Consider the following 24,970-nt stretch of genomic DNA (forward strand, 5'->3'; position numbering starts at 1 on the left):
TCAGAGATCCAGCGGATCGCCGGAGGCGTCGTCGTCGGGGAAGATCTCGGTGACGGGATCGAAATCGCCGTCCTGCCCCTCGATCCACTCCATCTGCGGGGCGTGAACCGTCTCGTTGAAGACGTCCTCGCGCCAGATCTCGAAGTAGTCGCCGACACCGGTCAGGAACACGCTGCCGCCGTCGGGCAGGCCCAGCATGTCGCGCATCCGCTTGGGGATCACGACGCGCCCGTCCTTGGGATCGACCTCGAGGTCCATCGACTGCGACAGGTACATGCGCGAGGCGCGGCGCTGCTGGTCCGAGCCCTTCTTCATCGCGCGGATGCCCTGCGCGATCTCGGCGAATTTCTCGACCGAATAGATGCGCAGATGATTCTTAAGAAAGCTGCCGTAATGCAGGTAAAGCGTCGCGCCCCGCTCCGAGGAGGTGCCGCCGGGATAGGCCGGATCCTCGGCCTCCAGCACGCCGCGCAGCTTGGCCGGCACGAGCAGACGCCCCTTGGCGTCGATCTTCTGCTCGAATTCTCCGGTGAAGCCGAGATTCACGGCGTGGCCCGTCCCTTTCGTCCCCCGCCTGGTTCCCGTGGCCCGCGAATGAAAACGGCGGATCGAGCTGCTGCCACTGCTCGATCCGCCGCCCTTCGTCCCTCGCGGGGCGTCCAGCTACGCGTTCACCTGGGGGATGGTGCTGCTCGCACCGCGCGCCGGATCTCATTGTCGTCGAAAGAAGCGGGCTTGCCTGTATGCTCCTGCGTCAGGTTGCGGGGGTCTTGGCGCCCTCTGAACCGTCTTCTCTGAGCCCGTCTCTTTCTGCAGACAGGATTGCCATGGGATAATGTGGGAAGCAAGCACCTTCGGTCACGTCGTCTGCCGATATGAGGCTTCGCGGGCACCCCTGTTGCTACAGTTAGTGCCGCCTTACAGAGCAAAGACACATGATCTGGTATGGTCACGCTGGCGTGAGCCCCATATGAGGGCGCCCCTTGGATGTGGCCCAAAGGTCCCACCATGTCCCAACAAATTTAGAGACTCGGAGGGGCTGGCAGCCCCTCACGGGATCGCGAGGCGATTCTCTCAAGCCTGACGGTCGGGAATCGGCCTGCGTCCCATGGGACTCGGGCGTTGAACCGCGCGATTGCCGGGAGAATCGCCGAGGGGCCTAGTGAACGGACCTCCGGCGCCCTGCCCAGAGGTCCGAATCGTCACCCCGTGGCCTCCCGATCCCGGCAATTCCCAGATGCGGGCCACGACGCGGGCCGTGTCCCGGAAAATCCCGGAGATCACCCGAGGCCCGCGCCCTGCGGCCTCAGGCGATCCCGCCGGAGACGAGGCCGCGCGCGATGCGGCGCCAGGCTTCGGAGATCGGGCCTTCCTTGGCCGCCACCGGCACGCCTTCGTCCCCCGACAGCCGGGTCTCGAGGTCGATCGGCAGGGCGCCCAGAAGCGGCGCGCCGATCTTCTCGGCCTCGGCGCGCACGCCGCCATGGCCGAAGATATGCGCCTCGTGCCCGCACTCGGGACAGATGAAGAGAGACATGTTCTCGATCATCCCCAGGACGGGCGTCTTGAGGGTGGCGAACATGTCGATGGCCTTGCGCGCATCCAGAAGCGCCACGTCCTGCGGGGTCGAGACGACGATGGCGCCGGTCAGGGCGGTGCGCTGGCACAGGGTCAGCTGCACGTCGCCGGTGCCCGGCGGCAGATCGACGATCAGCACGTCGAGCTCGCCCCAGGCCACCTGCCCCAGCATCTGCTGCAGCGCGCCCATCAGCATCGGGCCGCGCCAGACCACCGCCTTGTCGGGATCGACCATCAGCCCGATCGACATGACGGTGACGCCATGGGCGTGAAGCGGCTGGATGGTCTTGCCGTCCGGCGCGCTGACCGGCCCTTCGACCCCCATCATGCGCGGGATCGACGGGCCGTAGATATCGGCATCGAGCAGGCCGACCTTCCTCCCCTCGCGCGCGAGGGCGACGGCGAGGTTGGTCGAGACGGTGGATTTGCCGACGCCGCCCTTGCCGCTCGCCACGGCGAGGATGCGCTGCACGCCGGCGACGCGCTGCGGGCCCTGCTGCGGCGTCGGGTGGCGGCCGATCTTCAGGTTCGGCGGCTCCTGCCCCCCGCTCTGCTGTCCCGCGTCCTGCTGCGGCGCGGGCTTTTGCTGGGCCGGGCCATGCGCCGTCAGGATGACGCTGACACTCTCCACCCCCGGCAGGGAGGCCACGGCTCGCTCGGCCACGGCGCGCAGCGGCTCCATCCGGCCGGCGGCCTCGGCATCGGGCGCCTCGATGACGAAGCGGACGCGCCCCTCATCGAGGCTGAGCGCCCGCACCATATCGCTCGCGACCAGATCGCCGCCGCCGGGCAGCTCGATCCGCCGCAGCACCGCAAGCACCTCTTCCCTCGTCGCCATAGCCATCACCCGTTCGCATTTCGCCTCGTTTGGCGGCAACCATCCCCCGCCCGCGCCCAAGCTGCAAGCGGCCGGACTGATCGACGCTAACAGCCACGAATATGCCTTATTTTCCTATGTCTTTTACCATGCAGTCGCTGCATAGCAGCATTGCCGAACGGAGGGATTGTGCACTCGCAGCACATGGGCCAAATACCTCTCAACGGCGCCGGGAACGACCCAGCGCCTCACGACGAAGGGTCCCAATCCGGGGACCCCGAACAGATGGAAGGGTACTAACATGGCCTACGCAACCGACACCCGCACCCTGGGCACCCCCACCTTCGGCCAGCGCGTCTCGGCGGTCCGTGCGACCCTTGCCGACCGTGCCGCGAAGAACAAGGTGTACCGCACCACCATGGTCGAGCTGGGCGCCCTGAGCGACCGTGACCTCGCCGACCTCGGCATCGCGCGGTCGATGATCAAGGGCATCGCCTACGAGGCGGCCTACAAATAAGGTTTCGAGTTTCGATACGGATCCTCCTCCTCCCTGATCCGTTTCGATACCGGCGCCGCGCTTCACCTCCTCCCGAGGCGCAGTGTCACAAGGCGGCGACCCCCTCCTCCTCCCTGGGGTCGCCGCTTTAAGAAATACCGGGATACGTCGGCCCCTCCTCCTCCCTGGGCTGACGGTACCTCGGCGGCGCTCCCCTCCTCCTCCCTAGGAGTGCCGCCAACGGAATACCGAAGCGGCCCCTCCTCCTCCCTGGGCCGCCTAGGGTCGGCGGCAGCTCCCTCCTCCTCCCTGGAGCTGCCGCCCCACGTTATCCGCAACGGCCCCTCCTCCTCCCTGGGTCGTTGAGGTCTGGCGGCGGCCCCCTCCTCCTCCCTGGGGTCGCTTCCACCATACGCTTCGGCCCCTCCTCCTCCCTGGGCCGGATGCGCAGAAAGAGACGGCGGCGCCCCTCCTCCTCCCTGGGCGTCGTCGTTTTTTTTCGTCCAGCGGGCAGGATTTCAGGCGCGGCTGTCCTTGGCACTTCCAAGGACGATATGACTGGTGATCGAGCGGACCTCGCGGATCGTGCCGAGCACGTCGTCGTGGAAGGCCTTGTAGCTGCGCATGTCCGAGGTCTCGACCCGCAGCAGGTATTCGAAGGCGCCGGCGATGTTGTGGCATTCCACCACTTCCGGCACCGGGGCCAGCGCCGCCTCGAAGGCGCGCTGCGCGGCGCGCGAATGGGATGAGAGGCCGACGGCGACACAGACGATGAAGCCGCGGCCCGCCGTTTCGGCATCGAGGCGGGCGCGGTAGCCGCGGATTACCCCGCTGCGCTCGAGCTCCTGCACCCGGCGCAGGCAGGCCGAGGGCGACAGGCCGACCGCCTGTGCCAGCGCCTGGTTGCTGATCCGCCCATCCTCGGAAAGGATCTGCAGGATCTTGTGCGTTATCGAGTCATGTTGCATCCTGATTGCAGAGATTAGCGGGGCTCTCCGCATCTTTGCAATTTCATTCGGCCCGGCACGACAGAGGATGACGGCATGACATCCCTGATCCCCGCCCTTGCCGGCTTTGCCGTAGTCGCCCTCTTCACGCCCGGACCCAACAACCTGATGCTCATGGCCTCGGGCGCGACATTCGGCTTTCGCCGGACGCTGCCGCATATGGCGGGAATCGTCCTCGGCTTTTCGCTGATGATCGCGCTGGTGGGGCTGGGGCTGGCCGGGCTCTTTGCCGCGCTGCCCTGGCTGACGCTGGTGCTGAAGGCGCTGGCGATCCTGTTCCTGGGCTGGATGGCCTACCGGATCGCCACGGCCGCCCCGCGCGAGCCGGGCGAGGCGGCGCCGGACCGGCATCCGCTGAGCCTTCTGCAGGCGGCGGCTTTCCAATGGGTCAATCCCAAGGCCTGGGCGCTGGCGCTGACGGCGACTACCGTCTACCTGCCGCAGCGCGATCTGGCGGGCATCCTTCTGGCCTCGGGGGTCTTCTTCGGCGTGGGCCTCTTCTCGACCACGACCTGGGCGGCCCTGGGCGAGGCGATGGGTCGGCTGCTGACCGACCCGCGGCGGGCGCGGGCCTTCAACATCGCGATGGCCCTGCTGCTGATCGCGACTCTCTGGCCGATTCTCAGGCACTGAACGCGCGAAGGGGGGCTGCCGCCCCCCTCGCCCCTCGCGGGGCTCACCCCCCGCGAGTATTTTCGGGAAACATGAAGGAGGCTCAGCTCTCCTCGAACTGCTGCATCACCTCGTCCGAGGCCTCGAAATTGGTGGTGACGGTCTGCACGTCGTCGTCGTCCTCGAGCGTCTCGACCAGCTTCATCAGCTTCTGCACGCCGTCGAGGTCGAGATCGGTGCGGGTCTGGGGGCGCCAGATCAGCTTCGTGCTCTCGCTTTCGCCGAGCTGCTCCTCGAGCTTGGCGGCGACTTCGGCGAGATCGGTGTCGGCGCAGACGATCCAGTGGTTCTCATCGTCCGATTCGACATCCTCGGCGCCGGCCTCGATGGCGGCGAGCATCACGGTATCGGCGTCGCCCACGCTGGCGGGATAGGTGATCTGGCCCTTGCGGTCGAACATGAAGCCGACGGAGCCGGTCTCGCCGAGGTTGCCGCCGTTCTTGCCGAAGGTGGAGCGGACGTTGGAGGCGGTGCGGTTGCGGTTGTCGGTCAGCGCCTCGACGATGACGGCCACGCCCGAGGGGCCGTAGCCCTCGTAGCGGATCGCCTCGTAGGTATCGGCGTCACCGCCCTGCGACTTCTTGATCGCGCGGTCGATCACGTCCTTGGGCATGGACTGGCCGCGCGCTTCCTTGACCGCCATGCGCAGGCGCGGGTTCTTCTCGGGATCGGGGTCGCCCATCTTGGCGGCGACGGTGATCTCCTTGGACAGCTTCGAGAACAGCTTGGACCGCGCGGCATCCTGGCGGCCCTTGCGGTGCTGGATGTTGGCCCATTTGGAATGGCCGGCCATGGGCGAACCTCCTTGATGACGGTTGAACGGCGCCTGCTTTATCCCATCGCCCCCGGTCTCGGCAAGGCGGCTCGCGCGCGGGGAAGGAGGGGCGCGGTCAGAGCGGGAAGAGGAGCGGGATCACCACCGCCGCCGTCGCCGCGGTCAGCAGGTTCAGCGGCACGCCGATGCGCAGGAAGTCGGCGAAGCGGTAGCCCCCGGGCCCGTAGACCAGCGTGTTGGTCTGGTAGCCGATCGGGGTCGCGAAGCTGGCCGAGGCGCCGAGCATGACCGCCACCACCAGCGGGTGGTATTCAACCTGCAACGCCGTCGCGAGGCCCAGCGCCACCGGCGTCAGGATCACCGCCACGGCGTTGTTGGACACCACCTCCGTCAGGGTCGAGGCGATGAGGTAGACCACGAGGACCAGCGCCCAGGGCGGCAGCGTGCCCAGATGCGGCGTCAGCCAGCCCACCGCCAGCTCGACCGCGCCGGAATGGTCGAGGCCGGCCCCCACCGCCAGCATCGCGAAGATCAGCGCCAGGAGCCGCCCGTCGATGAAGCCGAAGGCCTCGTCGGCATCGATGCAGCCGGTCAGCAGCACGATCGCGACGCCGATATAGGCCAGCGGCGCGATGGGCGCGAGTTCCAGCGCCGAAAGCCCGACGATCCCCAGCAGCACGGCGAGGACGATCGGCGCATGGCTGCGGCGAAAGGCGCGCACCGTCGGCTGCGCGACATTGACGAGGTTCTGCTCGGCCGCGAGGCGCTGGATGTCGGCGGGCGCCCCCTCGAGGAGGAGGGTATCGCCGACGCGCACCACGAGATCGTCGATCTGCCGGCCGATGTTCCTGTCGCGGCGGTGCACCGCCAGCGGGTAGACGCCGTAGCGCCGGCGCAGCGCGAGGCTGCCGAGGCGGCGCCCGACCATGCCGCAGTCGGGGCTGATCAGCACCTCCACGGTCGTCGTCTCGACCGCCGAGATCTGGTCCACCCGCTTGAGCGACTTGTTCGCCTGCAGGGACAGCAGCTCGGTCATCTGGGTGCGCAGAACGACGCGGTCGCCGACCTGCAGCGTCACCGCCGTGAGATCGCGGCGCAGCGACTGCTCGCCGCGGATCACGTCGATCAGCCGCACGCCCGGACGCTTGAACAGCTGCACGTCCAGCACCTCGCGTCCGACGAGGTTCGATTCGGGCGGAATCACCGCCTCGGTGAAGAAGCGCATCTTGGACCGGTCGGTCAGCATGCCCGCCATCGACTCGCGGTTGGGCAGCAGGTGCCGGCCCACCAGCGCGAGGTAGGCGACGGCGACGACGGCCAGGGCGCTGCCGGCCAGCGTGATCTCGAAGATGCCGAAGGGCGGCAGACCCGAGGCCTGGACCACCCCGTCGACAAGCAGGTTCGTCGAGGTGCCGATCAGCGTCAGCATGCCGCCGAAGATCGCGAAATAGCTGAGCGGAATTAGCAGCTTGGAGGGCTGGGAGCCCATCTCCGAGGCGAGGCGGACGAAGATCGGGATCATCACCACGACGATCGGCGTGTTGTTCACGAAGGCCGAGAGCGCCAGCACCGTCAGCGTCAGAACCGCGAGCGTCCGCTTCGGCCTGCTGCGCACGTGCCGCGCCGCCTGCGCCGAAAGCCAGTCGAGCCCGCCGGTGCGAACCATGGCGCCGACGATCACGAAGAGCGCCGCGATGGTCCAGGGCGCGGGATTGGCGAAGACCGCCTGCGCATCCGCCAGCGGCAGGATGCCCAGAAGCAGCATCGCGATGGCGCCGGTGATCGCCACCACCTCGACGGGATAGGCCTCGCGCAGGAAGGCGATGAACATGGCCGCGACGATGACGAGGGCGGCGATGGGCGCGACGGAGGCAGGGAGAACGGCGCCGAACATCAGGGGATCGCTCCTTCGCTGGGCCGCACATCGGGCTCCGGCTCCCGCGGTCGCACGAGGGCCACGCCCGACAGCATGAGCGCCAGCGCCGCCCAGATCCACAGCGAATAGCGCTCGCCCAGCAGGGCCATCGACCACAGGACGCCGCCGCCGGTGACGAAATAGCTGATCTGCGCGGCGAAGACGGCGCCGGCGCGGCCCACCAGCCAGACGTAGCCCGCGTAGATCAGCGCGCTCGAGACGGCGAGGATCGGCAGCGCGACATGGCCGGCGTCCCAGGGCGGCGCCACGCTCATCCCCTGCCCCGTGCCCAGCGCCAGCGGCCAGGTGATCAGCGCGCTGATCGTCGAGGCGCCCGCCAGCGCCTGCACGGCGTCGAGGCCCTGCATGCCCCAGCGGGCGATCACGTTCCCCTCGACCGCGTAAAGGAGGGGCGCCAGGAGGGCGAGCGGGATGAAAAGCGCCTCCGACCCCGCCGGCAGCGCGGCCTCGGGCAGCGCGATCAGCACCACGCCGCCGATCCCGAAAAGCACGCCCAGCGCCCGCGCCGCGCTCAGCCTGTCATTGCCCAGCGCCAGAGCCATCGGCAGCGCGAAAAGCGGGACCGAGGCGATGACGATGGCCACGACCCCCGCCGGCAGATGCCCGACGGCGACGTAGCTGGCCGCATTGGGCAGCACCGATCCGCTGAGCGAGAGGAAGAGCCACAGCCAGAGCCGCCGGCGCGTGATGCGCGGCATCCGGCCCCGCAGCACGCAGATGCCCCAGAGAAGGCCAGCCGAGATAAGGTTCTGCCAGGCCATGATGCCCAGCACTGCATGGCCTTCGCTGCGCAGGATCTTCGACAGCGGCTGCGACAGCCCCCAGGCCAGCCCCATCGCCACCAGCGCCAGCACGAGGGCCAGCGCGCCGCGGCGGGTGGCGGCCGGCGGCAGCGCGGTCATGCCGCCTGCGGGCCCGAGGGCTGCAGCCGCCCGCCCTGCCGCACCGGGCAGACAAGCGTGGCGGCGCCGGTGCGGTCGTCGGTCTCGACGTAGACCCCGCAAAGCGTGACGCTGTCCATCGCGGGCTCGAAGCGGCCCTTGGACATGCCGGTGACGAAGCGGCGCATCGGCTCCTCCTTCTGCATGCCGATGACGCTGTCGTAATCGCCGCACATGCCGGCATCGGTCAGGTAGGCGGTACCGCCCGGCAGGATCATCGCGTCGGAGGTGGGCACATGGGTATGGGTGCCGACGGCGCAGCTGACGCGGCCGGCGCACCAATGGCCCATGCCCATCTTCTCGCTCGTCGCCTCGCAGTGGATGTCGATCAGGCTGGCCTGCACCATGCCGCCGCGCGGATGCGCCTTCAGCACCGGATCGAGCGCCGAGAAGGGATCGTCGTAGGGCCGCGACATGAAGACCTGCCCCAGCGCCTGCGCCACCAGCACCTTGCGGCCCCGGCTCGCCTCGAAGACGCCGTGCCCGCGGCCCGGCGCAACCTTGGAGAAGTTCAGCGGGCGGATGATGCGCGGCTCGGTCTCGATGTAGCTCAGCATGTCCTTCTGGTCGAAGGCATGGTCGCCCAGCGTGATGACATCGGCGCCGGCGGCGAGGATGCCCTTGGCATGCTCCGCGTTCAGCCCGCGCCCGCCGGTCGCGTTCTCGCCGTTGACGACGACGAAATCCAGCTTCCAGGCCTCCCGCAGGCCGGGGAGCATCTGCGCGACGGCCTCGCGGCCACCGCGCCCCATCACGTCACCAAGGAACAACAGTCTCATGTGCCGGCCCTAGCGAGACGCGGTGTCTGCGACAAGCCTGCATCCCGCGCCCGGTCCCTCTCGTGGCGGCGCCGCTACAGCGCCCCCTTCTTCTCTTTCAAAATATCCCGCGGGGGTCCGGGGGCGCGAAGCCCCCGGTTCCTTGGCCGCAGCTCGGCGCCATCGCCGCAAATCAGGCCGCGGCGGCCATGCCGGGCTTCAGGACCACCTTGGTCCATTCGTCCTGCTTGTCCTTGAAGTTGCGGTAGCCGGTCGGCGCGTCCTCAAGGGACAGGCGGTGCGAGATCAGGAAGGTCGTGTCGATCTGCCCCTCCTGGATCCGGCGCAGCAGGTCGTGGGTGTACTTCTGCACATGGGTTTGCCCCGTGCGCAGCTGCAGCCCCTTCTGCATCAGCGCGCCCAGCGGGAACTTGTCCGCGAAGCCGCCGTAGACGCCGGGCATGGAGACACGCCCGCCCTTGCGGCAGGCCATGATCGCCATGCGCAGTGCATGCGGCGCGTCCGCGCCAAGGCCGACGGTCTGCTTGGCGCTGTCGAGGATGGAATCGGGCGCGAAGCCGTGGCTTTCCATGCCCACCGCGTCGATGACCGCGTCGGGGCCGATGCCGCCCGTCATCTCGCGCAGCGCCTCGAGGACGTGGGTGCGGCTGTAGTCGATCACCTCGGCGCCCATCTGCCGCGCCAGCTCCAGCCGGCGGGGGTGGTGGTCGATGGCGATGACCCTTTCGGCGCCCATGATGCGCGCCGATTGCACAGCAAACAGACCAACGGGCCCGGCGCCCCAGACGGCGACGGTATCGCCCGGCTCGATCTCGGCATTCTCGGCCGCCATCCAGCCGGTCGGCAGGATGTCCGACAGGAACAGGACCTCGTCGTCCTCCATCCCCTCGGGGATCACGATGGGGCCGACGTCGGAATAGGGCACGCGCACGTATTCCGCCTGCCCGCCCGGATAGCCCCCCGCGAGGTGCGAGAAGCCGAAGAGGCCCGAGAGGGCATGACCAAATAGCGGCTCGGTCAGGTCCTGCTTCTCGGCGGGGTTGGAGTTGTCGCAGGCCGAGAACTGCTGCTTGAGGCAGTGGAAGCACTGCCCGCAGGAGATGGTGAAGGGCACGACGACGCGCTGCCCCTTCTTGAGGGTGCTGCCGGGGCCGGTCTCGACCACCCGGCCCATGAATTCGTGGCCCAGGATGTCGCCGCCCATCAGGCCCGGGATCACCCCGTCGTAAAGGTGGAGGTCCGAGCCACAGATCGCGGTCGAGGTGATCTCGAGGATCGCGTCGCGGGGGTTCACGATCTCGGGGTCGGGCACCGTATCGACGCGGACGTCGTGGGCCCCATGGTAGGTCAATGCTCGCATGACTGTCTCCTCAGGCCGCTTTGCGGTTGCTGTTGGTGGGAATCTCGCCGGTCTCCATCAGCGCCTTGAGACGCTTGAGGTCGCGCCTCGCCTGCACCTCGGGCGCAAGCTGGAAGAGGCCGGCGGCCAGCCGTCCGATCGCGCCGCCCGGCGGGGTATAGGCGATCACCGCCTCGACATGGGTGCCGCGGCCGCCCGGCGCCTCGCGAAAGCGGACACGGCCGCGCGTCTCGATGTCGCTTTGGGCGGTCGAAGCCCAAGCAATGACCTCGCCGGGCCGATCCTCGGTGACCCGGCTCAGGATGGTGACGCTGCGCCCGAGCGGCGCCGCCACCGTCCAGCTGGTCACCTCGCCCACGGTCGATACGGCTTCGATATTCTCCATGAAGCGGGCGAGATTGCCGAAATCGCGCCAGAAGTCGTAGACCTCCCGCGGCGTCTTGTTGATGGTGACAGAGCGGCCGACGACCGCCTGCCCCCTCGCGCGGCGGCTGTCGCGCGCGCCGCGTGCCGTGCGGCGCGGGGCGTCGTCGATATACACGGCGGGCGCCGGCTCGCTGCGGCGGCTGCCCTTGTAGCCAAGGTACAGCCCGGCGGCGGCCAGCGCGACCAGCCCCAGCGCGCCCGAGGCGCCGGTCCTGCTGCGTGGATAGGTGATGGTGCGGGACATCGTCCCCTCCTGTGGTTCGGATCGCGGTGGGGCGCGCTGCGCCCGGGCCGCCATGCGAGGGGTCAACGGACCTGGCGCCCATAGGTTGCGCGCGCCCCTGCGTCGCTCACCCGCTGGTGCGGGATCGGACGCTTCAGCGCAGCGCGATCACCTCGCGCTCCGTCACGATCAGGTCGAGTGGCTGGTCCGTCGCCTCCTGCGGCAGCGCCTCCGCCTCCTGCGCGGCATAGGTAAAGCCGATGGCGATAACCGGCCCCGCCGCGCGCAGAACCGCCAGCGTGCGGTCGTAGAAGCCGCCGCCGTAGCCCAGCCGCCCGCCCGCCCGGTCAAAGGCGACGAGCGGCACGATCAGCACCTCCGGCACGATCCAGTCGCCCGCCTCGGGCACCATGGCGCCGAAGCGGCCCGGGACCATGGCGCATCCCGGCGCCCAGCGCCGGAACAGCAGCGGCCGCGCCGGCGCCTCGATCACCGGAACGGCGACGGGGCCGCGGCCCGCGGCCTGCGCCATGGCGGGCAAAGGGTCGATCTCTGTGCGGATCGGCATGTAGCCGGCGATGGCGCGGCCCGGGTGGCTGGCCAGCACCTCGCCCAGCAGATCCGCGCTACCCTCCGCCGCCTCATGCGCCGCCGCGCGCCGGCCCAGCGCCGCCGCCCGCGCCGCCGCCTTGCGCGCGGCGAGGGCGGCGTCTTCGGTCACAGCAGGACGACCGAGGCCAGGCCGAGGAAGGCGAAGAAGCCGACGACATCCGTCACCGTGGTCACGAAGGTGCCGGAGGCCAGCGCCGGATCGGCGCCCAACCGGTCCAGCACCACCGGCACCAGCACGCCCGAGAGGCCGGCGATCACGAGGTTGATGACCATGGCAACGGCGATCACCGTCCCCAGCATCGGCGAGCCGAACCAGAACAGCCCCACGAGGCCCATGACCACAGCGAAGACCGCGCCGTTGATCAGCCCCACAGCCGCCTCGCGCCGGATCACCCGCCAGAGGTTCTTGGTGGTCAGGTCGCGCGTGGCGATGGCGCGCACCGCGACGGTCAGCGACTGGGTGCCGGCATTGCCGCCCATCGAGGCGACGATGGGCATCAGCACCGCAAGCGCCACCAGCGCACCGATGGTCTCTTCGAAGAGGGCGATGACGCCGCTGGCGATGATCGCGGTGGCGAGGTTCACCGCCAGCCAGGGCAGGCGCTGGCGCGTCGTCTCGCGCACCGAGTCGGACATCACCGCCTCGCCCGCGACGCCGCCGAGGCGCATCATGTCCTCGCCCAGTTCCTCGCCCAGCACGTTCATCGCGTCGTCGATGGTGATCACCCCGACGAGGCGGTCCTCGTCGTCGACGACGGGCGCGCTGATCAGGTGGTACTGGTTGAAGGCATAGGCGACCGCGCCCTCCTCGTCCTCGACGTGGAAGGTGCGGAAGCTGTCCTCGGTCAGGTCCTGCAGCCGCACCTGGCGCCCCGACGACAGGATCCGCCCGAGGCCGACGTAGCCGACGGGATGCATGCGCGGATCGACGAGGATCACGTGGTAGAACTGGTCCGGCAGCCCCTCGCCATGGCGCAGGAAGTCGATCGCCTCGCCGACGCTCCAGTGCTGCGGGGCGCGCACCACCTCGACCTGCATGAGACGACCGGCGGAGTAATCGGGATAGGCCAGCGCCTTTTCGACGGCGGCGCGCTCATGCGCGGGCAACGCGCCCAGCAGCGCCTCCTGCCGGTCCTGATCGAGATCCTCGACGAGGTCGACCACGTCGTCCGATTCCAGCTCGCGCACCGCGCGGGCCAGCTGCTCGGGCGGCAGGGTGCGCAGCAGCTCCTCGCGCAGGTTGTCGTCAAGCTCCGACAGAACCTCGCCGTTCAGCGCATCGGACCAGAGGTCCAGCAGCGCGCGGCGATCGCGCATCTCGATCTGTTCGAGAAGGTCGGCGATATCGGCGGCGTGCAACGGCTCCAGCAGCGCCTCGAGCGCGGCGCGGTCGCCGGCTTCCACGGCATCGAGCACATCGTCGAAGAGGCGCGGCGGCAGGCCGAAGTCATCTTCGTCGTCCTGATCCGGGGCGGTGTCGATCTGATCGGTCATCGCGGCTCTCCCCTTGGCTGGCGGACGTCCGGCGCCCTGGCTGGCGCGGACCATACGCGAATGGCTTGCCCCGGCAAGCATGGGCGATTTACCAAGCCGATGACAGCACGTAAGCGGGACCCATGCAGAGACTCCACCTCGGACAGACCCTTCATTTCGAGAGCCGCGGCTACCCGCAGGGCCCCGAGGCCGCGCGCCACTCCAGCCGCGGCGGCGTGCTGGTCGAAGACGGGGTCATCGCGGCCACCGGCGAGGCCGACGAGCTGCGCCGCGCCCACCCGCAGGCCGAGGTCACCGATCACGGCGCGGGGCTGATCCTGCCCGGCTTCGTCGATGCCCATATGCATTACCCGCAGACCGGCATCATCGCGAGCTGGGGCAAGCGGCTGATCGACTGGCTGAACGATTACACCTTCCCCGAGGAGATGCGCTTCGCCGATCCGGCCTATGCCGAGCGGATGGCCGGGCTGACGCTGGATCTGGCGCTGCAGAACGGCACCACCACGGTCGCCAGCTACTGCACCATCCACCCGCAGAGCGTGGACGCGATCTTCGAGGCGGCCGAGGCGCGCGGCATGCGCATCGTGGCCGGCAAGACCTGCATGGACCGCGATACCGCCCCCGAGGGTCTGCGCGACACCGCGCAATCGGCCCATGACGACAGCGCCGCGCTGATCGCGCGCTGGCACGGGCGCGGGCGGGCCAGCTACGCGATCACGCCCCGCTTCTCGCCGACCTCGACGCCAGAGCAGCTCGAGGCGCTGGGATCGCTCTGGGCGGCAAACCCCGATTGCCTGATGCAGACCCACCTCTCCGAGCAGCCCGACGAGGTGGAATGGGTGAAGGGGATGTACCCCGAGGCGCGCGATTACCTCGACACCTACGAGCGCTACGGATTGCTGGGGGCACGGGCGGTCTTCGGCCATGTCATCCACCTCGAGCCGCGAGAGCGGGCGCGGCTGGCGGAGGTCGGCGCCGGGCTGGTGCATTGCCCGACCTCGAACACCTTCATCGGCTCGGGCCTGTGCGATGTCGCGGGGCTGGCGGCCGAGGGGCAGCGGCTGGGTCTGGCGACCGATACGGGGGGCGGGTCGTCCTTCTCGATGCTGCGCTGCATGGCCGCGGCCTACGAGATCGGCCAGCTGCGCGGCGCCCCGCCGCATCCGGCGCAGCTTCTGTGGATGGCGACCGAAGGCTCGGCCGAGGTGCTGCACCAGGGGGGACGGATCGGCCGGCTGGCGCCGGGCTATGAGGCGGACATGGTGGTGCTGGATCTGGCCTCCACCCCCGTCATTGCGCAACGGGCGGCGCGCGCGAGCGACATCTGGGAGGCGCTCTTCGCGACGATGATGATGGGCGACGACCGCGCCGTGGCCGCGACCTACCTGGCGGGCGAGAGGGTCTGACAGCGGCGCCGGCCCCGGCGGAAGGAGGGGGGCCAGCCCCCCGCTCGGCTGCGCCTCGCACCCCCCGGAGTATTTGCCGGAAACACGAAGGAGCGGGCCTCAGGCCCCGGAAAGCAGCGCCAGCGCCTCGGCGTGGATCGCTGGATTGGCGGCGGCGAGGATGCGGCCGCCCCCATGCGCCGGGCCGCCCTGCCAGTCGGTCACCACGCCGCCCGCGGCCTGAACCACGGCAATGGGGGCGGCGACGTCGTAGGGCTGAAGCCCGGCCTCGATGACAAGATCCACCTGCCCCGCCGCGACCAGCGCATAGGCGTAGCAATCCATGCCGTAGCGAGTGAGGCGCGCCTGCGCTGAGACGGCCTCGAAGGCGCGCCTTTCGGCCTCGATTCCGACCTCGGGGAAGGTGGTCATGACCAGCGCCTCGCTCAGCGGGCGCGGCGGGCGGCAGCGCAGCGCCGTCTCGCCCAGCGGCCCGGAAAGCTGTGCGCGGCCGAAGCCGCCCTCGAAGCGTTCGCGAGTGTAGGGTTGGTCTATGATCCCGTAGAGCGGCCCTGTCTCGTCCGAGAGGGCAATGAGCACGCCCCAGGTGGGCGTGCCGGCGATGTAGCCGCGGGTGCCGTCGATGGGGTCGAGCACCCAGGTCAGGCCGCTGGTGCCGGGCGTGTTGCCGAATTCCTCGCCCAGGATCGCATCCTGCGGGCGCAGCCGGGCGAGAATGTCGCGCATCGCCTTTTCGGCGGCACGGTCGGCCTCGGTGACGGGATCGAAACCGCCCGCGGCCTTGTTCGCTGCGCCGGCCTCTAGCGCGGCGGCCTGCCGGAACAGGCGCAGCGTCTCTGGCCGGGCGGCATCGGCCAACGCATGGGCGCAGCGGATGATCCCGTCGCTCTCGTTGGCGTCCATCTGCGCTCCGCCCTCCGGGCCGTCTGAGAGGGCCCGGCTAGGCGGGCTGAGGCCCCGGCGGTACGATCCGGCGGCGAAAGTGTCAACGCGGGCGGCGGGGGAGCGGCGGGGCGAGCGCCCCCTGCCCCTCCGCGCTTAGGCCCCGATCAGGCCGCGTCGCTAAGCACGCGGGCGAGATCGAAGAGCCGGCGGCGCTGGTTCTCGGGGATCGCGTAGTAGGAGCGCAGAAGTTCCAGCGCCTCGCGGTCGCTGAGGATATCGCCCGGCAGCCCGCCTTCGCGGGCGGCGGGGGCCGGCGCATCGGCAGCTTCCATCGCCTCGAAGAAGAAGGAGATCGGCACGCCCAGAGCGTTCGAGATGTCCCAAAGGCGCGAGGCGCTGACGCGGTTCATACCGGTTTCGTACTTCTGGATCTGCTGGAACTTGATCCCGACCTTCTCGGCAAGCTGCTGTTGCGTCGTCCCGATCATCCACCGCCGGTGCCGGATCCGCTTGCCGACGTGCACATCCACCGGATGCCTCATCTCATGTCCTTCCATTCGTATGGGCGCGACGGGCTTACCCTACGTCTCGCGCCTGATCGGGTTTTGTAAATCGCTTTATGAGCCTCGAAATGCCTTGTCTATAAAAGACACGTTTCAGTTGCAGAAGCACCCTTGCTTTTTAGACAGCCTGTCAATCGGCGCGATCATGCCACCCGCCCGGCATGGACTGGAGCGGTCCTGCGGCCTCACCGGGGTCGCGGCCCGCCGCGGCTTGCGGCGCGGGGGTGCAAGTCCTTGGGATCCTGCTGCTCCTGCTGCTCAAACCCCCGCGAGTTTCGGGGCCGAGCTTCTTGTATCGAGGCGGGGGATCCCCAATATGTACCCCAATAGAACCACTCCCGGTTCGCAGCACCGACACGGAGGTCGTCCATGGCTGAAATGAACACGATCCGCTCCACTGCCGGCGTCCGCGCCGGGCGGATCGACGAGGGCCTGCGCGCCCATATGAACAAGGTCTACGGCATCATGTCCGTGGGCATGGTGATCACCGCCCTGTCGTCCTGGGCCATCGCGGGCCTGTCGGTCACGAGCGAGCCGACCCAGTACCAGATGGGCGCGAACGAGTACCTGACCGGCTTCGGCTACGCGATGTATGCCTCGCCGCTGAAGTGGCTGGTGATGTTCCTGCCGCTGATCATGGTCTTCGGCATGTCCGCCGCGATCAACCGCCTCTCGGCGGCCGGCGCGCAAACCTTCTTCTATGCCTTCGCACTGGCGATGGGCGCCTCGATCAGCTCGATCTTCCTGGTCTTCACCGGCTACTCCATCGTGCAGGTCTTCCTGATCACCGCGATCGCCTTCGCTGGGCTGTCTCTTTACGGCTACGCGACCAAGCGTGACCTGTCGGCGATGGGCACCTTCCTGATTATGGGCGTGATCGGCCTGGTGGTGGCGAGCCTCGTCAACCTCTTCATGCAGTCCGAAGCCGTGATGTTTGCGATCTCGGTCCTCGGCGTGCTGATCTTCGCGGGCCTCACCGCCTACGACACGCAGCGCATCAAGAGCATGTATGTCGAGCATGCCCACAACGGCGACAGCGAATGGCTGGGCAAGGCCGCCATCATGGGCGCGCTGAGCCTGTACCTCGACTTCATCAACATGTTCATGTTCCTTCTGCAGCTCTTCGGCAATCGCGAGTAAGCCGCAGACAGGATGATCTCGAAGGGCCGGCCCTGCGCCGGCCCTTTTTGCATCCCGGCCCCGATTGTGGCGCCCCCTGCCGCGGCCTAGAGTGCCGCCAAACGCCAGCAGGAGACCGCCATGGCCGAGACCACCCCGAACAGCTGGGACGCCCGCGCCGCCGCCAGCAGCTTCTACGGCTTCACCGATCTGCCGACCATCGAGGAGCGGGGCACCGTGGTGCTGACGCATGGCACGGGCCCTTACGTCGTCGATACCGAGGGGCGGCAGTACCTCGACAGCAACTCGGGCCTTTGGAACATGGTCGCCGGCTTCGACCATCCGGGCCTGACGGCGGCGGCCAAGGCACAGTACGACCGCTTTCCGGGCTATCACGCCTTCTTCGGGCGGATGTCCGACCAGACCGTGATGCTGTCCGAGAAGCTGATCGAGGTCTCGCCCTTCGAGACGGGCCGGGTGTTCTACACCAACTCCGGCTCCGAGGCGAACGACACGCTGGTCAAGATGCTCTGGTTCCTCTGGGCCTCCGAGGGGCAGCCACAGCGGCGCAAGATCCTGACGCGCAAGAACGCCTACCACGGCGTCACCGCCGTCTCGGCCAGCATGACCGGCAAGCCCTACAACAGCGTCTTCGGCCTGCCGCTGGAGGGCTTCATCCACCTGACCTGCCCGCATTACTGGCGCGAGGGGCAGGAGGGCGAGAGCGAGGCGCAGTTCACCCAGCGCATGGCGGAGGAGCTGGAAGAGGTGATCGCCCGCGAGGGGGCCGAGACCATCGCCGGCTTCTTCGCCGAGCCAGTGATGGGCGCCGGCGGCGTCATCCCGCCCTCCGATTGCTACTTCCAGGCGATCCAGCCGATCCTTCAACGCCACGGCATCCCGCTGATCTCGGACGAGGTCATCACCGGCTTCGGGCGCACCGGCTCTGTCTGGGGCTGCGACAGCTACGGGTTCAAGCCTGACGCGATCATCAGCTCCAAGTGCCTGACGGCGGGTTTCTTCCCGATGGGCGCGGTGATCCTGGGCGAGGCGCTGTCGGACCGGATGCAGCGCGCCGCCCGCGCGATCGAGGAGTTTCCGCATGGCTTCACCGCCTCGGGCCACCCGGTCGGCTGCGCGGTAGCGCTCAAGGCGATCGAGACGATCCTCGAGGGCGAGGGCGGCAATCCGCCGCTGATCGACAGCGTCCGCGCGCTGATCCCGCGCTTCGAGGCGGGGCTGGCGCGGCTCTCGGAGCATCCGCATATCGGCGAATGGCGCGGGCGCGGCCTGATGGGCGCGCTCGAGGCGGTGGCCGACAAGGAGACGAAGACGCCCTTCGCCGGGCATCTCTCGGTCTCGGAGCGGATCGCCAATGCCTGCACCGACCAGGGGCTGATCTGCCGCCCGCTGGGGCAGGCCATCGTCCTGTGCCCGCCCTTCATCCTGACCGAGGCGCAGATGGACGAGATGTTCGCAAAGCTCGAGGCCGCGCTGGACGGCGTCTTCGCGCAGGCCGCCTGAGGCGCGGCGTCTCAGGCCCCGAGCCGCGCCTTCAAAAAGGCGATGGCGCGCGGCAGGATCGGGGCGGTCTCCACGCCCCAGAAGCAGTGGTCGGCGCCCTCGATGCGGTCCATCTCGGCCGGGACGCCGGCGGCCTGATAGGCCGCGAGCAGCTCCTCGGCCTGCTTGAAGGGGACGATGCGGTCCGCCGTGCCGTGTTGGATCAGGACCGGCGCCGCCCCGGCGCCCACATGCGTCAGCGGAGAGGCCAGCCGGACCGCCTTAGGCCGGTCGGCCGGCGCGCCGCCGATCAGTGCCGCCTCGGGGCTGGTCGCGTCCTGCGGATCCCCCGGCAGGCCCGGGTCCGGCCGGTCGGAGACGCTGGCGAGATCGGTGACACCGTACCAGTCGACCACCGCCGAAACCGCGCTCGACACCCCGTGACGCCGAGATCGCCTTCCAGCGCCTCCGGCAGCTCGAGCCCCAGAAGCAGCGCGAGATGGCCGCCCGCGCTTTCACCCATCGCGGCGAAGCGATCCGGGTCGAGGTCCAGCGCGCCCGCGTGCCGGCGCAGGTAGCGCACCGCCGCCTTGCAGTCGTGGATTTGCGCGGGAAAGCAGGCCTCTGACGACATGCGGTAGGTGATCTCGGCCACGGCAAAGCCGGCGGCGTTGAGGTGGCCGACAATGTCCATCTCACGAAGGATGCGGTTGGTCATGCCGGGATGGCCAATCCGCCAGCCGCCGCCGTGGATATAGACCACCAGCGGGGCGGGCCCCTGCCCCGCGGCGGGCGCGGTCAGCCGGGCAGTCAGCGGGCGGTAGCCGTCGGGCGCGGCGACGAAGAGGTCAGGCCAGTAGCGCCGCCCGTCCGCCAGCACCTGCATTCGCGAGAGCCCGAGGTGATACTCGTTCGCGATATCCTCGATCACCTGCTCCATGCTCATCCGCGCTCTCCCCGCCTTCGGCCTGCCCCGAGACTAGTCCCGGCGCCGGCGGAGACCAGCGGCGGCGGTCAGGCCGCGGCGAACTTGTCCGAGAGGTAGCGCAGGTAGGGCGCCGGATCGCCGGCATCGCCGCCCGCCGCACCGACCATCTCGGGGCGCGACTTGCTGCGGCCATGGCGCCAGACCGTGTCGCGCAGATGATCCCGCAGCGCCGCGATGCCGGTGCCCATGCCGCCTGCCGCCATGAGCTGCGCCGCGGTCATGTTGCCGATGGTGTAGGTCGGGAAGGAGCCGATGTAGCCATGCGACCAGTGCACGTCCTGCAGGCAGCCCTGCGCGTCGTCCGCCGGATCGATGCCGAGGTCGCGGCGCATGCCCTCGTTCCAGGCCTGCGGCAGATCGGCGGGGGCGAGGCTGCCGTCCATCAGCGCCATCTCCAGCCGCACGCGTAGCATGATGTGCAGATCGTAGCACAGCTCGTCCGCCTCGACCCGGATCGGCCCCGGCTCCACCCGGTTCACGGCGGCGACGAACTCTTCGGCAGTCACATCGGCCAGCTGCTCGGGGAAGATGTCACGCAGGGCGCTGAAATGGGCGTCCCAGAACTCCGGTGTTCGGCCGACGTGGTTCTCGAGCAGGCGCGACTGGCTTTCGTGCATGCCGAAGCTGGTGCCCGAGACGGCGTAAAGCCCCTTGAGGTCGCTGGCGAAGACGCCGCGCGCCATGGCGGGATCGGCGCCCTGCTCGTACAGCGCATGGCCGACCTCGTGGATCGTGCCGAAGATCGACATCGGCAGATAGCCCTCGGGCCAGCGCGAGGTGATGCGCACGTCGCCCGCGCCCTGGCTGATCTCGAAGGGGTGGACGGCGGTGTCCAGCCGCCCGCGGTCGAAGTCGTAGCCCAGCCACTCCGCGATATGCCGAGCGAAGCGCTGCTGCCCCTCGAGGGGATAGTGCCGGTAGAGGAAATCGGTGCGCGGCTTGTCCCGGCCCAGCGCGGCGTCGAGGATCGGGCGGATGCCCTCGCGCAGTTCCCCGAAGAGCGTGCCCAGCGAGGCGGCGGTCTCGCCCGGCTCGAAGAGATCGACCATCGGATCGTAGGGATGCCCCGCATAGCCCAGCGCCTCTGCGGTCTCGCGCGAGAGGGCGACCATCTGCTCGAGGTGCGGCAGGAAGATCCCGAAATCCGCCTTCGCCCGCGCCTCGGCCCAGGCGGCCCCGGCAATGGCCGATCCTTCGGTCTTGCGGCGCAGCAGCTCGGCGGGGATGCGGGCGTGATGGTCGATGGCCTCAAGAACCTGCGCGGCGGCGGCGCGGGTCTCCGGCACCTCCTGCGCGGCGGCGGCGGCATCGGCCAGCGCGGGATCGAGGATCATCTCGCGGGCAAGGCCCTTGAGCGTCGCGATCTGGTGGCCACGCCCCTCGGCGCCGCCCGCCGGCATCATCACCCGCGCGTCCCAGTCGATCGCGTTGACCGCCGCAAGCACGTCGTGGATCCGCGCGACGCGGGTGTCGAAATCACTCATGCCGCGATGTCCTTCTGCTGGGTGCCGCCGTCGTGCAGGTGGCAGGCGACCTGCCGTGCCCCCTGCACCGGCGTCTTGAGCCGCGGCACCTCCACCCGGCAACGCGGGCCGGCCATGGGGCAGCGGGGGTGGAAGGCGCAGCCCGGCGGCGGCGCGAGGGGCGAGGGGATTTCGCCCTTGATCGGATGGAAGCTGGCGCGGCCCGTCCCCAGCGTCGGGACCGAGGCGAAGAGCGCCTCGGAATAGGGGTGCAGCGGCGCGCGGTAGAGGTCCTCGGCCCCCGCCAGCTCGACCACGCGGCCAAGGTACATGATCGCGACCCGGTCGCAGACATGCCGCACCACCGACAGGTCGTGGCTGATGAAGAGCGCCGTCAGCCCCAGCTCGCGCCGCAGGTCGGTGAAGAGGTTCAGCACCTGCGCCTGGATCGACACGTCGAGCGAGGCGACCGCCTCGTCCAGCACCAGAAGCTCGGGCTGCATGGCAAGGGCGCGGGCGATGGCGATGCGCTGGCGCTGCCCGCCCGAGAACTGGTGCGGCAGGCGGTCGGCATAGCTGGCTTCCAGCCCCACCTGCTCGAGCAGGCTGCCCGTCCTTTCGCGGATCTCGGCGGCGGTGCCGAAGCCATGGACACGCGGCCCCTCGCCGATGGTCTCGCCGACCTTCATGCGCGGGTTGAGGCTGGCGAAGGGATCCTGATGGATCATCTGCACCTTGGTCGTCAGCTTCTGCGAGGCGCCGTGGCGGTCCCGCGCGACGGGCTGGCCGTTCAGCACGACCTCGCCCTCGCTGGGCGCGTAGATGCCCGAGACGACCCGGCCGAGCGTGGACTTGCCGCAGCCCGATTCCCCGACGATGCCCAGAACCTCGCCCTGCGGCACGGCAAGATCGACGTCCGTCACGGCATGGACCGTGCCGCCGGCGCCCTGCCCCGTCAGCCGCGCGACGCCGCGCTCGATCAGCCCGGCCTGGCGGGTGAACCGCTTGGAGACGCGGCGGATTTCCAGAAGCGGGGCGGTCATGGCGTCTCCAGGGGATGATGGCACAGCACGCGGCGCCCGCCGGTCCCGAGGTCCGGCGGATCGCTTGCGCAGACCTCCGTCGCGCGCGGGCAGCGGGGGCGGAAGGGGCAGCCCGTAGGCAGGCGCGACAGCTGCGGGGTCGAGCCGGGGATCTGCGGCAGCTTGCGCCCGGGCTCGTGCAGGCTGGGCACCGACTGGATCAGGCCCTGCGTGTAGGGGTGGCGCGGCGCGGCGATCACCTCTGCCGCCGGGCCGCTTTCGACGATCCGGCCCGCGTACATCACGCAGATATCGTCGGCGAGCGAGGAGACGACCGCAAGGTCGTGGCTCACCCAGACGATGGCGGTCCCCGTCTCGTCGGCAAGGCGCCGCACCTCGGCCAGGATCTGGCCCTGGATCGACACGTCGAGGGCCGTCGTCGGCTCGTCCGCGATGATGACCGAGGGGCGGTGCAGAAGCGCGATGGCGATGGCGACGCGCTGGCGCATCCCGCCCGACAGCTGGTGCGGATAGGCCTTGAGCCGCTCGGCTGGCGCGGGGATGCCCACGATCTCCAGCGCCTCGCGCGCGCGGGCGAGGGCGGCGGATTTCGACACGCGCTCGTGCACGCGCACCGCCATGGCCATCTGGTCGCCGACCCGCAGCACCGGGTTCAGCGTCATCATCGGGTCCTGGAACACCATGGCGACCCGGCGCCCGCGCATCCGGCGCTGCGCCTCGGGGGTGAGGGCACGCATGTCCTCCCCCTCGATCAGCACCTGGCCGCCCGCGATCTCGCCCGGCGCGTCGATCAGCCCCAGCACGGAAAAGCCGGTGACGCTCTTGCCAGAGCCGCTTTCCCCGACGAGGCCGAGGATGCGCCCCGGCTCGACCGAGAAGCTGACGTTGTTCACGGCGGTGACATGGCCCGTGCGGGTGGCGAAACGGGTGGTCAGCCCGCGCACGTCCAGCGCAGCGCTCATCGTGCGTTCCTCGGGTCGAGGATGGTGCGGACCTGATCGCCCACAAGGTTGATGGCGACGACGGTGATCATCAGGAACAGCCCCGGATAGATCGACAGCCAGTAGCGGTCGGTGTGGATGTACTTGAAGCCGTTGGAAATTAGCGATCCCAGCGACGGCTCGGTCAGCGGCAGGCCGACGCCCAGAAACGACAGCGTCGCCTCCAGCGCGATGGCGCTGGCGATCTGCACCGTGGCGACCACGATCAGCGGCGGCATGACGTTGGGCAGCAGGTGGCGCAGCAGCACCCGGTGCGTCGGCAGCGGGGTGGAGCGCGCGGCCTCGATGTAGTCCTTGCCGCGCTCGACCGTGGCGGCGCCATGGGTGGTGCGGGCGAAGTAGGCGTATTGCGCCACCACGAGGGCGAAGATGATCTGCGCCACCCCCTGCCCCAGCATCGCCACCATCACGAGCGCGAGCAGGATCGCCGGCATCGACAGCTGCAGGTCGACGACGCGCATCAGCACCGCCTCGGTCCGGCCGCGGAAGTAGGCCGCCGCCAGGCCCACGACGATGCCGATGGACAGCGCCAGCACGCCCGCCGTCAGCCCGATGACGAAGCTGGTGCGCAGCCCGTAGAAGATCGCCGAAAGCATGTCGCGCCCGGCGTTGTCGGTGCCCAGAAGGTGCATGTAGCCGCCCGATCCGACCGTGCCCGGCCGCAGGAAGGCGTCCATCCAGTCGAGCGCGGCCATGTCGTAAGGGTCCTGCGGCGCCAGCAGCGGCGCGCCGAAGGAGGCCGCGATCAGCAGCGCGATCACGATCAGCGAGGCGACCGCCACCCAGGAGCGGCGATAGTCGGCCCAGAAGTTGCGCAGGCGCACGGCCCGCGTCTCGCGCGGGGCGGCGGAGGGCACGGCGAGCGTTTCGCTGTCGGCGGCGATGGTATCGCTCATGCGGCACCCCCTTTCAGGCGGACCCGCGGATCGAGGCGCGCATAGACCAGATCGACGGTCAGGTTGATCAGCACGAAGAGGATCACCACCAGCACGAGGTAGGAGACCATGACCGGCCGGTCGAGCTGCAGGATGGAATCGATGATCAGCTTGCCGACGCCGGGCCAGTTGAACACGCTTTCCGTCACCACGGCGAAGGCGAGGGTCGAGCCAAGCTCGAGCCCGAAGACGGTGACGATGGGGATCGAGATGTTGCGCAGCACGTGGCTGAACACGATCTGCCGGTCCGGCAGCCCCTGCGCGCGGGCGAACTTGACGTAGTCGGTCGACATCGCCTCGACCATGCCGGCGCGGGTCAGGCGGATCAGCAGGCCCATCTTGAACAGCGACAGGTTGATCGCCGGCATGATGACATGGCTCCAGCCGTCGGCGGTGGCGAGCGAGGTCGGGATGCCGAAGAGGCTGCCGGTATCGCCGCGCCCGCCCGAGGGCAGCCAGCCGAGCCCGACGGCGAAGGCCATGATCAGCAGCATGCCGATCCAGAAGGTCGGCACCGAGAAGCCCAGCACCGAGAGCGCCATGATCGCCTTGGCGGCGATGCCATTTGGGCGGTAGCCGGCGTAGAGGCCGGCGGGGATGCCCACCAGCGTGGCGATGCAGACCGAGACGAAGACAAGCTCCAGCGTCGCGGGAAGGCGCGAGAAGACGAGGTCGGTCACCGGGATATTGTAGACCATCGAGGTGCCCAGATCGCCGCGCAAAACCTGCCCGACGAAGGTGAAGTACTGCTGCCAGAGCGGCTGATCGAGGCCGTACTGCCGGATCAGGTTCTCGCGGATCTCGGCGGTGGCGCCGGGATCGATGAGCACGTCGATCGGGTTGCCGATCGCGTAGACGCCCAGAAAGACGATAACCGACATCGCGATGATGACGATCATGGCCTGGATCAGGCGTTGCAGAAGAAATCCCAGCATGGGTGCTCCGGTT

The 24,970-nt window shown here is 69.3% G+C and carries 25 protein-coding genes; 5 read left to right on the forward strand and 20 right to left on the reverse strand.

What is annotated here, in order from left to right:
* Positions 1-546: a division/cell wall cluster transcriptional repressor MraZ gene (locus DFP88_RS13380; RefSeq protein WP_110815190.1), complete on the reverse strand. Its 546-nt coding sequence runs from the start codon at positions 544-546 to the stop codon at positions 1-3.
* A gap of 760 nt (positions 547-1,306) precedes the next feature.
* Entirely contained in the window at positions 1,307-2,422 is a 1,116-nt protein-coding gene (locus tag DFP88_RS13385) for an Mrp/NBP35 family ATP-binding protein (protein ID WP_110815191.1), read from the reverse strand.
* A gap of 274 nt (positions 2,423-2,696) precedes the next feature.
* Here DFP88_RS13385 and DFP88_RS13390 point away from each other — a divergent pair, with 274 nt between their 5' ends.
* Entirely contained in the window at positions 2,697-2,912 is a 216-nt protein-coding gene (locus DFP88_RS13390) for a DUF1127 domain-containing protein (protein WP_110815192.1), read from the forward strand.
* Positions 2,913-3,409: 497 nt separating this feature from the next.
* Here DFP88_RS13390 and DFP88_RS13395 read toward each other — a convergent pair whose 3' ends face one another.
* Positions 3,410-3,859: an Lrp/AsnC family transcriptional regulator gene (locus DFP88_RS13395; protein ID WP_110815193.1), complete on the reverse strand. Its 450-nt coding sequence runs from the start codon at positions 3,857-3,859 to the stop codon at positions 3,410-3,412.
* 75 nt (positions 3,860-3,934) lie between these two features.
* Here DFP88_RS13395 and DFP88_RS13400 point away from each other — a divergent pair, with 75 nt between their 5' ends.
* The gene (locus tag DFP88_RS13400; protein ID WP_110815194.1) at positions 3,935-4,531 is read left to right on the forward strand and encodes a LysE family translocator; all 597 of its coding nucleotides are present in this window, start codon (positions 3,935-3,937) and stop codon (positions 4,529-4,531) included.
* Positions 4,532-4,613: 82 nt separating this feature from the next.
* On the opposite strand, the gene DFP88_RS13405 is transcribed toward DFP88_RS13400, so the two are convergent.
* From DFP88_RS13405 to mgtE, 8 genes are all read right to left on the reverse strand, one after another.
* Positions 4,614-5,363, reverse strand: coding sequence for a YebC/PmpR family DNA-binding transcriptional regulator (locus DFP88_RS13405; RefSeq protein ID WP_110815195.1), 750 nt, complete (start codon positions 5,361-5,363; stop codon positions 4,614-4,616).
* A gap of 97 nt (positions 5,364-5,460) precedes the next feature.
* The gene (locus DFP88_RS13410) at positions 5,461-7,239 is read right to left on the reverse strand and encodes an SLC13 family permease (protein WP_110815196.1); all 1,779 of its coding nucleotides are present in this window, start codon (positions 7,237-7,239) and stop codon (positions 5,461-5,463) included.
* Complete coding sequence (locus tag DFP88_RS13415; protein ID WP_110815197.1) at positions 7,239-8,183, reverse strand: DMT family transporter; 945 nt, start codon at positions 8,181-8,183, stop codon at positions 7,239-7,241. Before DFP88_RS13415 ends, DFP88_RS13410 begins: the two co-directional genes overlap by 1 nt.
* Positions 8,180-9,001, reverse strand: coding sequence for a TIGR00282 family metallophosphoesterase (locus DFP88_RS13420; RefSeq protein ID WP_110815198.1), 822 nt, complete (start codon positions 8,999-9,001; stop codon positions 8,180-8,182). The genes DFP88_RS13415 and DFP88_RS13420 overlap by 4 nt, the downstream gene beginning before the upstream one ends.
* A 172-nt stretch (positions 9,002-9,173) precedes the next feature.
* Entirely contained in the window at positions 9,174-10,361 is a 1,188-nt protein-coding gene (locus DFP88_RS13425; RefSeq protein ID WP_110815199.1) for a zinc-dependent alcohol dehydrogenase, read from the reverse strand.
* 10 nt (positions 10,362-10,371) lie between these two features.
* Positions 10,372-11,031, reverse strand: coding sequence for an SRPBCC family protein (locus DFP88_RS13430; RefSeq protein ID WP_110815200.1), 660 nt, complete (start codon positions 11,029-11,031; stop codon positions 10,372-10,374).
* Between the two features lie 133 nt (positions 11,032-11,164).
* Positions 11,165-11,731: a 5-formyltetrahydrofolate cyclo-ligase gene (locus DFP88_RS13435; protein WP_110815201.1), complete on the reverse strand. Its 567-nt coding sequence runs from the start codon at positions 11,729-11,731 to the stop codon at positions 11,165-11,167.
* Positions 11,728-13,116 carry a magnesium transporter gene (gene mgtE / locus DFP88_RS13440; RefSeq protein ID WP_110815202.1) on the reverse strand — a complete coding sequence of 463 codons (1,389 nt, stop codon included), beginning with the start codon at positions 13,114-13,116 and terminating at the stop codon, positions 11,728-11,730. Before mgtE ends, DFP88_RS13435 begins: the two co-directional genes overlap by 4 nt.
* A gap of 122 nt (positions 13,117-13,238) precedes the next feature.
* Between mgtE and guaD the strand changes: the two genes are divergently transcribed.
* Positions 13,239-14,522 (forward strand): guanine deaminase, encoded by a 1,284-nt coding sequence (gene guaD, locus DFP88_RS13445; RefSeq protein ID WP_110815203.1) that lies wholly within the window; start codon positions 13,239-13,241, stop codon positions 14,520-14,522.
* Positions 14,523-14,621: 99 nt separating this feature from the next.
* Here the strand turns inward: guaD and DFP88_RS13450 are convergent, their stop codons facing one another.
* Together DFP88_RS13450 and DFP88_RS13455 are read right to left on the reverse strand one after the other, a co-directional pair.
* The gene (locus tag DFP88_RS13450) at positions 14,622-15,425 is read right to left on the reverse strand and encodes an inositol monophosphatase family protein (protein ID WP_110815204.1); all 804 of its coding nucleotides are present in this window, start codon (positions 15,423-15,425) and stop codon (positions 14,622-14,624) included.
* A 146-nt stretch (positions 15,426-15,571) separates the two neighbouring features.
* Positions 15,572-15,949: a helix-turn-helix domain-containing protein gene (locus tag DFP88_RS13455; RefSeq protein WP_110815205.1), complete on the reverse strand. Its 378-nt coding sequence runs from the start codon at positions 15,947-15,949 to the stop codon at positions 15,572-15,574.
* A gap of 390 nt (positions 15,950-16,339) precedes the next feature.
* Between DFP88_RS13455 and DFP88_RS13460 the strand changes: the two genes are divergently transcribed.
* Both DFP88_RS13460 and DFP88_RS13465 read left to right on the forward strand, forming a co-directional pair.
* Complete coding sequence (locus tag DFP88_RS13460) at positions 16,340-17,110, forward strand: Bax inhibitor-1/YccA family protein (RefSeq protein WP_110815206.1); 771 nt, start codon at positions 16,340-16,342, stop codon at positions 17,108-17,110.
* A gap of 120 nt (positions 17,111-17,230) precedes the next feature.
* Positions 17,231-18,613 (forward strand): aminotransferase, encoded by a 1,383-nt coding sequence (locus DFP88_RS13465; RefSeq protein WP_110815207.1) that lies wholly within the window; start codon positions 17,231-17,233, stop codon positions 18,611-18,613.
* An 11-nt stretch (positions 18,614-18,624) separates the two neighbouring features.
* Here DFP88_RS13465 and DFP88_RS17480 read toward each other — a convergent pair whose 3' ends face one another.
* The 7 genes from DFP88_RS17480 to DFP88_RS13500 form a co-directional block, all read right to left on the reverse strand.
* A complete protein-coding gene (locus DFP88_RS17480) occupies positions 18,625-19,008 on the reverse strand; it encodes a prolyl oligopeptidase family serine peptidase (RefSeq protein WP_181418644.1) in 384 nt (127 codons plus the stop codon).
* Positions 18,903-19,538, reverse strand: coding sequence for an alpha/beta hydrolase (locus DFP88_RS13475; protein WP_110815209.1), 636 nt, complete (start codon positions 19,536-19,538; stop codon positions 18,903-18,905). The genes DFP88_RS17480 and DFP88_RS13475 overlap by 106 nt, the downstream gene beginning before the upstream one ends.
* A 68-nt stretch (positions 19,539-19,606) precedes the next feature.
* The gene (locus DFP88_RS13480) at positions 19,607-21,064 is read right to left on the reverse strand and encodes a gluzincin family metallopeptidase (RefSeq protein WP_110815210.1); all 1,458 of its coding nucleotides are present in this window, start codon (positions 21,062-21,064) and stop codon (positions 19,607-19,609) included.
* Positions 21,061-22,086 carry an ABC transporter ATP-binding protein gene (locus DFP88_RS13485; RefSeq protein WP_110815211.1) on the reverse strand — a complete coding sequence of 342 codons (1,026 nt, stop codon included), beginning with the start codon at positions 22,084-22,086 and terminating at the stop codon, positions 21,061-21,063. Before DFP88_RS13485 ends, DFP88_RS13480 begins: the two co-directional genes overlap by 4 nt.
* Positions 22,083-23,048 (reverse strand): ABC transporter ATP-binding protein, encoded by a 966-nt coding sequence (locus DFP88_RS13490; RefSeq protein ID WP_110815212.1) that lies wholly within the window; start codon positions 23,046-23,048, stop codon positions 22,083-22,085. Before DFP88_RS13490 ends, DFP88_RS13485 begins: the two co-directional genes overlap by 4 nt.
* Positions 23,045-23,983, reverse strand: a complete 939-nt coding sequence (locus tag DFP88_RS13495) for an ABC transporter permease (RefSeq protein WP_110815213.1) — start codon at positions 23,981-23,983, stop codon at positions 23,045-23,047. Before DFP88_RS13495 ends, DFP88_RS13490 begins: the two co-directional genes overlap by 4 nt.
* Positions 23,980-24,957 carry an ABC transporter permease gene (locus DFP88_RS13500; protein WP_110815214.1) on the reverse strand — a complete coding sequence of 326 codons (978 nt, stop codon included), beginning with the start codon at positions 24,955-24,957 and terminating at the stop codon, positions 23,980-23,982. Before DFP88_RS13500 ends, DFP88_RS13495 begins: the two co-directional genes overlap by 4 nt.
* Positions 24,958-24,970 lie beyond the last annotated feature (13 nt).

It is taken from the genome of Pseudoroseicyclus aestuarii, assembly GCF_003217255.1.
GTDB classification, from domain to species: domain Bacteria; phylum Pseudomonadota; class Alphaproteobacteria; order Rhodobacterales; family Rhodobacteraceae; genus Pseudoroseicyclus; species Pseudoroseicyclus aestuarii.

Excerpts from the sequence above, each read along its gene's own strand:
- DFP88_RS13385 (WP_110815191.1), bottom strand. The coding sequence starts at position 2,422 with ATGGCTATGGCGACGAGGGAAGAGGTGCTTGCGGTGCTGCGGCGGATC.
- DFP88_RS13390 (WP_110815192.1), top strand. The coding sequence starts at position 2,697 with ATGGCCTACGCAACCGACACCCGCACCCTGGGCACCCCCACCTTCGGC.
- DFP88_RS13395 (WP_110815193.1), bottom strand. The coding sequence starts at position 3,859 with ATGCAACATGACTCGATAACGCACAAGATCCTGCAGATCCTTTCCGAG.
- DFP88_RS13400 (WP_110815194.1), top strand. The coding sequence starts at position 3,935 with ATGACATCCCTGATCCCCGCCCTTGCCGGCTTTGCCGTAGTCGCCCTC.
- DFP88_RS13405 (WP_110815195.1), bottom strand. The coding sequence starts at position 5,363 with ATGGCCGGCCATTCCAAATGGGCCAACATCCAGCACCGCAAGGGCCGC.
- DFP88_RS13410 (WP_110815196.1), bottom strand. The coding sequence starts at position 7,239 with ATGTTCGGCGCCGTTCTCCCTGCCTCCGTCGCGCCCATCGCCGCCCTC.
- DFP88_RS13415 (WP_110815197.1), bottom strand. The coding sequence starts at position 8,183 with ATGACCGCGCTGCCGCCGGCCGCCACCCGCCGCGGCGCGCTGGCCCTC.
- DFP88_RS13420 (WP_110815198.1), bottom strand. The coding sequence starts at position 9,001 with ATGAGACTGTTGTTCCTTGGTGACGTGATGGGGCGCGGTGGCCGCGAG.
- DFP88_RS13425 (WP_110815199.1), bottom strand. The coding sequence starts at position 10,361 with ATGCGAGCATTGACCTACCATGGGGCCCACGACGTCCGCGTCGATACG.
- DFP88_RS13430 (WP_110815200.1), bottom strand. The coding sequence starts at position 11,031 with ATGTCCCGCACCATCACCTATCCACGCAGCAGGACCGGCGCCTCGGGC.
- mgtE (WP_110815202.1), bottom strand. The coding sequence starts at position 13,116 with ATGACCGATCAGATCGACACCGCCCCGGATCAGGACGACGAAGATGAC.
- guaD (WP_110815203.1), top strand. The coding sequence starts at position 13,239 with ATGCAGAGACTCCACCTCGGACAGACCCTTCATTTCGAGAGCCGCGGC.
- DFP88_RS13450 (WP_110815204.1), bottom strand. The coding sequence starts at position 15,425 with ATGGACGCCAACGAGAGCGACGGGATCATCCGCTGCGCCCATGCGTTG.
- DFP88_RS13455 (WP_110815205.1), bottom strand. The coding sequence starts at position 15,949 with ATGAGGCATCCGGTGGATGTGCACGTCGGCAAGCGGATCCGGCACCGG.
- DFP88_RS13460 (WP_110815206.1), top strand. The coding sequence starts at position 16,340 with ATGGCTGAAATGAACACGATCCGCTCCACTGCCGGCGTCCGCGCCGGG.
- DFP88_RS13465 (WP_110815207.1), top strand. The coding sequence starts at position 17,231 with ATGGCCGAGACCACCCCGAACAGCTGGGACGCCCGCGCCGCCGCCAGC.
- DFP88_RS13475 (WP_110815209.1), bottom strand. The coding sequence starts at position 19,538 with ATGAGCATGGAGCAGGTGATCGAGGATATCGCGAACGAGTATCACCTC.
- DFP88_RS13480 (WP_110815210.1), bottom strand. The coding sequence starts at position 21,064 with ATGAGTGATTTCGACACCCGCGTCGCGCGGATCCACGACGTGCTTGCG.
- DFP88_RS13485 (WP_110815211.1), bottom strand. The coding sequence starts at position 22,086 with ATGACCGCCCCGCTTCTGGAAATCCGCCGCGTCTCCAAGCGGTTCACC.
- DFP88_RS13490 (WP_110815212.1), bottom strand. The coding sequence starts at position 23,048 with ATGAGCGCTGCGCTGGACGTGCGCGGGCTGACCACCCGTTTCGCCACC.
- DFP88_RS13495 (WP_110815213.1), bottom strand. The coding sequence starts at position 23,983 with ATGAGCGATACCATCGCCGCCGACAGCGAAACGCTCGCCGTGCCCTCC.
- DFP88_RS13500 (WP_110815214.1), bottom strand. The coding sequence starts at position 24,957 with ATGCTGGGATTTCTTCTGCAACGCCTGATCCAGGCCATGATCGTCATC.